This window comes from Petralouisia sp. (assembly GCF_056822245.1).
On sequence record NZ_JBQIOP010000098.1, the window covers coordinates 1 to 4,348 of the forward strand.

At 40.8% G+C, this 4,348-nt stretch carries 2 protein-coding genes; both read right to left on the bottom strand.

The features are described from left to right. Positions 1–707: 707 nt before the first annotated feature. Positions 708–3,668, bottom strand: a complete 2,961-nt coding sequence (locus ACTO17_RS19595) for a hypothetical protein (protein WP_482559109.1) — start codon at positions 3,666–3,668, stop codon at positions 708–710. 260 nt (positions 3,669–3,928) lie between these two features. Then, complete coding sequence (locus tag ACTO17_RS19600) at positions 3,929–4,225, bottom strand: helix-turn-helix domain-containing protein (protein WP_482559110.1); 297 nt, start codon at positions 4,223–4,225, stop codon at positions 3,929–3,931. Between the last annotated feature and the right edge of the window lie 123 nt (positions 4,226–4,348).

Here is a 4,348-nt window from a genome sequence, read left to right on the forward strand (position 1 = left end):
AACGCCCCAAGGTCTTAAAACCACTAATATCTGCAATTTTCGAGGTTCATTCGAGCCTATTCTTTTAGCTCAGTTTTTTCATAGATTATTTGACACTACCTGTTTTCTTAGCATTCTGTCGTAGGTTAAAATTATTATAGCGAATGGAAACGGGCATGTAAAGCGATAAAGCAGCGGAATTGTGAAAAGCGGCAAATGGATTGCTGCTGAATTACTTTTCAGGTAATGTTTACTCCTCTTTCAATGAAATCAGTTGTGAATATCTGGAATTTGCTGAGGTGTATGAACAAGTGTGCAGGCTCTTAAATTGGCGGTCTTACGACCGCCAACAAAAAACAGATATATTGCTTGATAAATCCAACTTTCCTATAAGTTGAGATGCTACTCTCCGGTTTTCGGACTCTTTATTTTTCCAGTGTTAGCAGTATCATTTTTCCCATTGGCAGTGGCAGTTGTAAAATTATCAGTATTCTTCTTAATGTCTATGACGTTACTGTTATCATCTTTAGTGGCAGCTTTTTCTCTGGCAGTATTTTCTATAACAATAACATAATCAGACGCATGGGAGAATGGAGGGCTTGTAGTTTCGTCTGCCCCAATCTGCCCGGAATTTACAAAAATTAGTTTTCCGCTGCTGTCATAGTAAACCCGCCATCATGCTTAACCTGCCGTATGACAGGCCGCATGGCCATCCTACTATGGAAGCTTTAGCTTTCATAGTAATATAAATTGCCGGTTGCGCCGCTGTGCTCAGAGCCAAGGTTCAAGGTAAGATCCGCCCGGAAGCCAAAGTCTCCGTTATGGGTCAGGGAAAGCTGTGTAGTAGGCTGATCTCCGGCAATCGACTTTACCAGGCTTGAGGGGACTGGATTTGTGTCTGTTTTAACTTCCATATCAATGTCCTGCAGTTCTGTTGCAGATACATTTTGGCCGCTGATGGTCCAGGAGTAACCTTCCATATGAAGGGCAATGTTAATTTCTGTTCCCTTAATTGCTTCCAGAACTTCTTTTGGAATGACGGTGGCTTTTCCCATATCAATGGAGATGGTTGTCCCAGGTTCAGCGTTTTCAATTTGGGTTATGATATTAGCAATCTCTTCGTCTGAGAGTCTTTCACCTGTTATTTCATCGGATGCGCCGTCTTTCAGTTTTGAATCCGCTACTGTAAATTCCATATCGTCTTTGACAGTTACGGTTTCCCCTTTGGCATAGCCCGCCCAGATGATGTCTTGATACTTTTCGTTTTCCGTAGGCAGGGTGAATTGAGAATTTCGGTCAACAACGGAATATTGACAGCTGCCGTCCGGGTAGTTCAGCGTCACTACACAATTGTAGTATAATGCCTGGAACTGAATTTTTTTGTAGCGTGTCTGGTTAATTTTTACAGAGTCTGTCCATTCTGACAGTCTTAATCCGGCAAAGTGGTTTGCAGATTTGAAAGCTTCGCTGGCTTCCCCTTTGATTGCGGCGTCGGAAAGACCTTCGCCGGACGCCAGTATCATTTTATTGTCTGATGTGATTTTTCCGTCTTCTCCCCGATAGGTGCAGGTGGCGTCTATGGTAGTCTTTCCTTTGTAAACTACCACGGCATCTAAGCTTGTCATAGTTCCGGAAAGTGTTCCATCTAAAGAGGCTTCCGGCAGAATCCATGTTTCGAATTCCAAGTTGTTGGTTTCTTCCGGAGCTTCCAAATCTGCCAGCGCGTCGCTTATTTTAGTCCCTTCTGAGTATTTTTTGTTGATTACTTTGGTACTTTCCTTGCCGTCTTTGTCCATATATCTTGTATTCCAGGCCACCTGGCAGTCTTTGTAGAATGCTGTAACAGAAATGGATGCGATGTCACCTACAATGGTGTTCTCATTATGGAAATCATCACTGTAAGTCAATTTAAATCCGTCAAAATCCTCTGTATAGGCGTCTTCTGGCAGCTTCAGGTTGTTTAATACCTCTTGGAAAGTTGTTTCTTTGTTTACAAATTGCGGGAGATTGACAGAGTTGATCCCGCTGTCTTTGGTCAGGTAGGAAAGGGATACGTTTGCGCAGCCTTTGTCATAGGTGGCATAAAAATTGAAGCCCATATCGTAGGCACTGTAAAAGAGTAATTCTGTATCCTCATCCACTATCTTATCGGAATATTCAGAGTTCCATTCGGTTGAGACGCCTTCAATTGGCTGTGGAAATGAAACATTCAGTTCTTTCAGGCTTGCGCGTCTTCCGGCTTCGACAGTTTTTTCTTCAATGAGAGAATTAGAGAGATATGTGCCGTCTTCTTGCTTGGCGTAACCATAAAACCGGAAAGTTACATTTTTTGGATCTACCCTGTAAGTGGTTCCTGATTTTACCTTGTAGTACCATGGGTAGGTAGAATGAAAATCTGGTTGAAAGTCATCTATATATGTGTAATGCCCGATGGTATCAGATATTGTCAGCCATGTGAGATCCCACTCGCAGGGATATGTGTTTTCTGCGATAGTGATTGAACCTGTATATTCCATGGTATCTGCATTTAATTTTAAATCTACGCGGGTTCTTGTACCGGCTGAGATATCAGCGTCAGCATCAACATCAGAAACCTGCGGGGTAAAATCTGCATATGCGTATTCAGAAGGATTATCTTCTTTTACTTTCACTGTGATGTTGATGGCGTCACCGGCATATACCCATTGGCCGTTTTTATCAATGGCGATGCTTTCAATGATTGGCTTTTCGGTGTCAAAATTATCCTGGACTACAGTGAATGTCAGGTTCTTATCAGGTTCTATGTTTCCTGGATAGAAATAATATGTTTTTTCGGATTCTGTGTATATATAAATATAATCCAAATACCATTCGTCTGGATAAGTTTGGTCTGTAACGGTATAAGTGCCGGTTAATGTATGGGAGGCGGGATCATAATTTCCTGTTAAATGGTCAGAATGCCAGGAACTATTTGCGTAGCTGTATATGTTCATACCTATATTTTGTATGGTCTCATCTTTGCAGGTAACATCCGCTGTATAGGTCACAGTATCGCCGATCTGTAAGTTGCCATCCTCAGTTGATGGATTTGTCTGCATTTTAAAATTAGAAAGCTTAATATGATCGTCTTGTTCTTTGTCTTCAAAATTACCTTCTAACGTAAAAGAATAAAGATATTGATCATTTTCCCAAACTTTCCAGTTGGTGTTTATATTTCCAACGTTATCTCTTATCCTAATGCCTGAAACGTAAAGATGATTACCAGCAAGATCTTTACAGGAATATGTTCCAGTGTATAGTTTGTCCTGGCTGTCATCTTTTTGGCATGTTATAATATAACCATATTTACCAGATAGTGAAATTTCAACATAATCAATTCCACTATCTGAATCATAAGCCCAGACATTAAAATGGATCGTATCGTTTTCCGTCAAAGTTTGTCCATTCTCAAGGAATTCAAACCTCTCAATTATCGGCTTGTCAACATCAAATTTATCTGCTGCAGCAATAAGTTCCCCTTCATCGCTTTGCGGCAGCATAAAAGTATATGCCTCTGCTTTATCTATTCTCAGCATGTTTCTGTCGGTCTGTTCTTCTTCTGCTGCAGGAAACTGTTCTGGAACCTGCACTTTTTCTGTTACCGAAAGCGGTTCTGGAACCTGAGCTTCTTCAGACCACAGTGCTTCTTCCTCAGCTGCGCTGTCTTCCACAGCCCGTTTCCTGCGAAGGGATTGTTCTTCGGAAGATTCTTTCTGTCTTGTTTCCGCAGTAGCTTGCAAAAAAATGGAAGTATTTGTTAAAAATATTTGGGAAAAATTTCCTAATTCTATCTTGCAGGGAATGAGTGACAGAATAAAAAATAAAGAACGTTCCGTTGAATAGGAGCTCTGAACAGTTATGGAGACTGCACAGAAACGGCAGCGGCGATGTTGCCGTTTCTGTGCAGATGGTCACAGGCGATTTTGAAGTTTTACAGCTGGTTACTTAGTCTTTCAGCAGAGAGCTCTTGAAGCTTTGCGAGATCCAGAGGTGGAATATTTTGTACTGCATTTGATTCTGAAAATGCTTCCAGGACATTCTGGCAGTTGTAAATTTTGCATAAATATAAAAACAGATCAGCATCTATGGAAGCTGTGCCATTTTCATAGGCGCAGAGGTGTTCGGCTGATATGTTCACTTTATAGTCTTTCAGTTTTTCTACAACGTTTTCTAAGGTCAAACCATTTTTTTCTCTAAGTTCTTTGGAGATACTTCCGGAAGTTTTCATTGTTTCCCTCGCTTTCTCTATAAAAACACCACTTTACAACTATTATAAATAGTGCTCCTTTTGCTGAACAAGGTATTTTAAGGCTTTCATAAGGGCAGATGATTTTATTATACTTTCGCTCTT